Source organism: bacterium, from assembly GCA_018814885.1.
Taxonomy (GTDB): domain Bacteria; phylum Krumholzibacteriota; class Krumholzibacteriia; order LZORAL124-64-63; family LZORAL124-64-63; genus JAHIYU01.
This window is the reverse complement of sequence record JAHIYU010000196.1, coordinates 1-5,452: the sequence shown is the minus strand read 5'-3', so window position 1 is coordinate 5,452 and position 5,452 is coordinate 1. Positions and strand designations below refer to the sequence as shown.

Below are 5,452 nucleotides of genomic sequence, written 5' to 3'. Positions count from 1 at the left end.
GCGCACCAGCGCGAGCCAGGGGAGCAGCAGCGGACCGAGCCGGCGTCGCGCGCGATGCCGGTTCCAGCACGGCACGGCGCAGGCCCCGAAGAGCTGGTCGGCCGTTTCGCCGCCGACCACCGAACCGACGTGCTCGGACGCCAGCCGCAGCGCGTTCCACGACAGCATCATGCCCGGTTCGAAGAAGGGGTTCTCCAGCTCCCAGGCCAGCCGCGGCAGGTCGTCGATCCTCGAGCCATCGACGAGCTTCTCGGTGTGGATGGCGCCGTACGCGGCCGCGACGCGGCGTGCGTAGGGCGCGTCGGTGTGGAAGTCGGTGGCGGCGATGCCGAAGGTCGGCAGCGCGCGGTCCCCGTGGCCGGCCGCCAGCGCCACGTTGACGCTGGAGTCCAGGCCGCCGCTGAGCAGGAAACCGCAGGACGGGTCGCGCGCCAGCCAGTCGCCGAGCGCGTCGTCGAGCAGGCCGCGATACCGGGCCAAGGCCGTCTTCGCGTCGGTCTGTCGGCGCGCGGGACGGTGCCAGCCGTCGTAGACGCGGCGCTCGATCCCGCCGGCCTCGACCCTCAGCATCTCGCCGCACGGCAGCTGGCGCACGCCGGCGTAGATGGTGGCCGGGGCGGTGAGGTAGGTGTCGGCCAGGTACTGGTGCAGCGCCTTGCGGTCGATCCGCCGGCGCTCGTCGGGATAGGCCCGCACCAGCGGTTCGATGCGGTCGGAGAAGAGCAACAGGCCGTCGCGCTCGAGCCAGTAGGCGGTGGCGATGCCGGGGAAGCGGTCCTGGATCAGCAGCAGCAGACCGCGCGGCCGGTCCCGCAGCAGTACCACGAAGTGGCCGTTGAGCTGGCGCGCGAAGGCTTCGCCGTGCTCCGCGTAGAGATGGAGCAGGGCGCGGGGATCGTCGGCGCGCAGGCCGTCGGGCAGGGGGACCAGGCAGCCGGTGATCGTCCCCCAGGCGGCGGCGATCACGCCGCCGCGCTCGGCGGCCTTCAGGCCGGAGCGACGGGGAGAGAGGAGCAGCAGGTCGTCGTCCTGGAGAAGGGTCGAGGCGCCGCCGCCCGGAGCATCGGCGGGCAGATCGCGGGGGGCGGGCAGCGGCCGAGCCTGGTCCAGCCGGTGGATTCCCAGCAATCCGGCGTGCATCACGGGCCTTCCGGTTGGAGGATGACCCGACGCTAACAGGGATGAGGGGCAAGGGCAAGATGCCGATCAAGACGAGCGTATTCATGACGATATATATGGTCGATACCCCGGGAGATGATCCAACCGGTCAACTGGAGGTCCGACCATGGCCGCGTCCCGTCCGTACCGCTCCCTCTACGCCATCGTGATGCCCCTGCTCACCGTCGCCGCGCCTGCAACCGCTGCCCTCTGGCACGCGGACGTCGACACGGACGGCTACGGCGACCCCTTCGTGACGATCGAGGCAGCGGAGCAGCCCGTGGGTTACGTCGCCGACGGCACGGATTGCGACGACGAAAACCCCCTGGTCAACCCCGGGGCCGTGGAGGTCTGCGACGGCGTGGACAACAACTGCGATTATGCCGTCGATGAACCGGGCGCCGCCGGATCGACCGCCTACTACCAGGACCTGGACGGGGACGGCTACGGCTCCGATGTCGAGGGCTACTTCTGCTCCCACCCGGGACAGGGCTGGTCCGACTACACCGGCGACTGCGACGACGTGGACTGGAACGTCTATCCCGGCGCCGTTGACGAGTGCGACGGCATCGACAACGACTGCGACGGCGTGATCGACGACGGTCAGACGGGCGTCATGCACTGGGTCGACAACGACGGCGACGGCTTCGGCGGCGACTACGGGGTGATGTTCTGCTGGGATCCCGGCCAGGGCTGGGCCCAGGACCCCGGCGACTGCGACGACGCCGACCCGGAGATCAACCCCCTCGGCAGCGAGGTCTGCGACGGCAAGGACAACGACTGCAACGGCCTGGTCGACGATGGCCTGCCGGGCGTGATCTGGTACGCCGACCTCGACGGGGACGGCTACGGCGCCGGCGATCCCGTCGTCCACTGCGATGACCCCGGTCCCTTCTGGTCCCAGGTCGGCGGCGACTGCGACGACGACGACCCCTACGTGAATCCCGGCGCCGTCGACGAGTGCGACGGCGTCGACAACGACTGCGACGGCCTGGTCGACGGCGGTGACATCCTGGCGCTCTGGTATCCCGACCTGGACGACGACGCCTTCGGCGACGCCGGCGACCCGGGTGCCGTGTTCTGCCAGCCCCCTGGCGCGTTCTGGTCCCTCGACGCCACCGACTGCGACGACGACGATCCCGCGGTCTTTCCCGGCGCCACGGAGGTCTGGGACGGCGTGGACAACGACTGCGACGGCGTGATCGACGGCCTGCGCATCCGGATCACCGACATCGGCGACGACCAGGGGCGCGTGGTGCGCGTCAACTGGACGCGCCACGGCGAGGACGCTCCGGGCACCGAGTACGACGTGACCGGCTACACCCTCTACCGGCGCATCGACGACGCCAAGGCGTCGGCCGCCCCCGTGAAGGCCGCGCCCCCGGGCCTGTGGGACTACGTGAACACCATACCGGCCCACGGCGAGGATCAGTACTTCGTGCTCGCCCCGACCCTGGGCGACTCCACCAGTCACGACATCGTCTGGAGCGTGTTCTTCCTGCGCGCCGAGACGACCGACCCGCTGGTCTTCTTCGACTCGGCGCCCGACAGCGGCTACTCCGTCGACAACCTGGCGCCGCCGGCGCCGTCCGGCCTCCAGGCGGCCTCGGTGCCCGGCGGCACGTCCCTGACCTGGATCGAGAGCCAGGTCCCGGACCTCTTTTACTATCGCGTCTACCGCGGCGCGACGCCGGACTTCCCCCTCACCGTGGACACCCTGGTCTACTTCACCACCGGCCTCGCCTGGCTCGACCCCCAGACGGACCCGGCCCGGCCCTTCTACAAGGTGACGGCCCTGGACATCACGGGCAACGAGAGCCCCGCCGCCGTGGTCGAGTCGACCACCGGCGCCGGCGACGCGACGCCGCTCGCGGCCGTGCTGCACCCGAACCGGCCGAACCCGTTCAACCCGACCACGACTTTCGCCTTCGAGGTGCCGCGGGACGACCGGGTGACCCTGACGATCCACGCGCTGGACGGCCGTGTGGTCGCGCAGCTCGTGGACGACGTGCTGGCCGCGGGATCGCATACCGCGACCTGGCGCGGCGCGTACGACGACGGGCGCGCGGCGCCGTCGGGCGTGTATCTGGCGCGGTACGTCACGGGCGGCGTGTCGACGTCGCGGCGGGTGATGCTGGTGCGGTAGGGCGGCGGCGCGCCCCGCGTCGTCGCAGCCACGCCACGCCACCGCGTGTTCTCAGGTAAGCCGTATAAAGCCGACCGTTCGAAACGGCCAGCGAGACATAACAAGGATTGTATTCACTACCGGGAGGATCCAGCGAAACCCAATTCTCCCCTGTCCAAGCACATACGACAACCTCTCCGGGATAACCGGGCCACCCGTCCAGCGCCATGAGCTGGCCCTGGTAGACTTCGAGATCAAGGATATTCGCGATCCAGGGCCCAGGGTACGGTGCGGATACGCTCTCTCCGTCCCATGCGGCAATACCTCCCGCCGTCACGCCGTTGATATGGCTGAAGGAGCCCGTGGCGATCAGGCGTCCCTCGTGGACAAGCCGCGCGGCGATGGATGCGTCGGCTGTCAGGATCTCGCTCCAGGTTGCGCTGTCCCAACGCCAACCCCCGCTGTGGAGGTACCCATCGTAGACGACCAGCCCCCCACCGCCGTCCGGCAGGTTGTCCCCGAGGGGTTGCCAGCTGGATCCGTCCCACCGAGCGACGTACGAGAGCGGTGTCGCGCCCGACGCTGTGAAGGCTCCCGCGGCCACGACATCGCCGTCATACTCGACCAGGGCCTGCACATCGCCGTTGAACCCGTCGCCGAGCGGCTGCCAGGAGGCCCTGACGTGCAGGGCGACGTGAGCATAAGCCCCGGTGCCGATCGTCGTGAACTCTCCGCCGACGATCAGGCCATCGACCGTCTCGATCGTGCAAAGCGGCGATCCGTTCGGTCCAACCGGGCCGAAGACGGTGGACCAACCAGCTGACATAGCCGCGATCGGACCGGGCGGCAGAATGGCGAGCACGATCAGTATGGCTCCAGCGAACGATGCGTGGCGGCGCATGTCGATCTCCAATCATGGCAAGCAATATGGAATCGATCATCGATCTTGATGAGCTTACGAGAAAACGCACTTGGCGGTCAAACGACCGGGGTGGGTCCTACGGACACCATTGATGGGATGTCATATCCACACCACCACGGGGTGGTGTGGGCGAATACCGGCATCAAAAGCTGTGAAACGGTCCAGCCCGGCCGCGCACGGGCCGAAACCTCAGCGAATCCGCTTGCCCTGCAGCAGCACGGCCGCGGCATGGATGTCGAGCCATGCACGCGCGTCCCCGCGCGGATCCGCGCTCAGCACCGTGCAGTCGAACACGTACCCCACCGACAGCCGCCCCAGATCCCCCTCGCGCCCCACCACGAAGGCGGCGTCCTCCGTGAACGCCCGTACGGCCTCGTCCCACATGAGGCATTGCGCCGGGTACCAGCCGCCTGCCGGCCGCCCGTCCCGGTCCTGCCGCGTGATCGCGGCGTAGATTCCCGGCAGCGGGTCCCAGTCCTCCACCGGCGCATCCGAGCCGAAGGGCAGCGGCACGCCCAGGTCCAGGAACGTGCGCCAGGCGTAGGCGCCCTTGATCCGAGCGGGGCCCAAACGGTCCTCGGCCCAGCGCATGTCGCTGGTGCAATGGGTGGGCTGCATGCTGGCGATCGCGCCCTGGGCGGCGAAGCGCGCGAAGTCGTCGGGGTGCACGACCTGGGCGTGCTCGATGCGATGACGGCGGGTCGGCGCGGGGTCGTCGCGCTGGGCGAAGGCGATGGCGTCGAGGGCCATGCGGTTGCCGCCGTCGCCGATGGCGTGGATGGCGCACTGGAAGCCTCGCCGGTGCACCTCGTCCACTCCGGCGGCGAGGTCCGCGGCGGCGGTGACCGCGAGGCCGCGATGGCCCGGCTCGTCGCTGTAGTCGTCGAGCAGCAGTGCGCCGCGGCTGCCCAGGGCGCCGTCGGCGTAATACTTCATGCCACGGACCGCGAACCGGTCCGTGGCATGGTAGCGGCGCAAGGCGCTCATGGAGGTCTCGTCGTCGCCGTCGAGATAGACGAAGAGGCGGATGGGCAGGCGGCCCGCGTCGGCCAGGCGCTGGGCCACGTCGCAGGTCTCCGGGGTCTCGCCCATGTCGTGGACGGCGACCAGGCCGGCGTCGGCGCAGGCGTGCAGGCCGGCCAGCAGCCAGCGCTCGCGCTCGGCGTCGGTGGGATCGGGCAGCACGTCGTCCAGCAGGTCGACGGCGTTGTCCACGAGCAGGCCGGTGGGACCGCCGGCGGCGTCGC

4 protein-coding genes are annotated in these 5,452 nt (G+C 70.0%); 1 reads left to right on the top strand and 3 read right to left on the bottom strand.

Features of this window, described 5'->3' with window-relative positions; genetic code table 11:
* Positions 1-1,143 (bottom strand): hypothetical protein (locus KJ554_15080; GenBank protein MBU0743654.1); only part of this gene is annotated, 1,143 nt, incomplete at its 3' end.
* A 142-nt stretch (positions 1,144-1,285) separates the two neighbouring features.
* Between KJ554_15080 and KJ554_15075 the strand changes: the two genes are divergently transcribed.
* On the top strand, positions 1,286-3,304 hold the full coding sequence (locus tag KJ554_15075) for a hypothetical protein (protein MBU0743653.1): 2,019 nt from the start codon (positions 1,286-1,288) through the stop codon (positions 3,302-3,304).
* On the opposite strand, the gene KJ554_15070 is transcribed toward KJ554_15075, so the two are convergent.
* Positions 3,258-4,184: a hypothetical protein gene (locus KJ554_15070; protein ID MBU0743652.1), complete on the bottom strand. Its 927-nt coding sequence runs from the start codon at positions 4,182-4,184 to the stop codon at positions 3,258-3,260. The genes KJ554_15075 and KJ554_15070 overlap by 47 nt on opposite strands.
* Positions 4,185-4,394: 210 nt before the next feature.
* The coding region (locus KJ554_15065; GenBank protein MBU0743651.1) for an amidohydrolase family protein at positions 4,395-5,452 on the bottom strand (1,058 nt) is incomplete at its 5' end.

Bases quoted from the DNA above. Each gene is read 5' to 3' on its own strand.
- KJ554_15075 (MBU0743653.1), top strand. From the start codon at position 1,286: ATGGCCGCGTCCCGTCCGTACCGCTCCCTCTACGCCATCGTGATGCCC.
- KJ554_15070 (MBU0743652.1), bottom strand. From the start codon at position 4,184: ATGCGCCGCCACGCATCGTTCGCTGGAGCCATACTGATCGTGCTCGCC.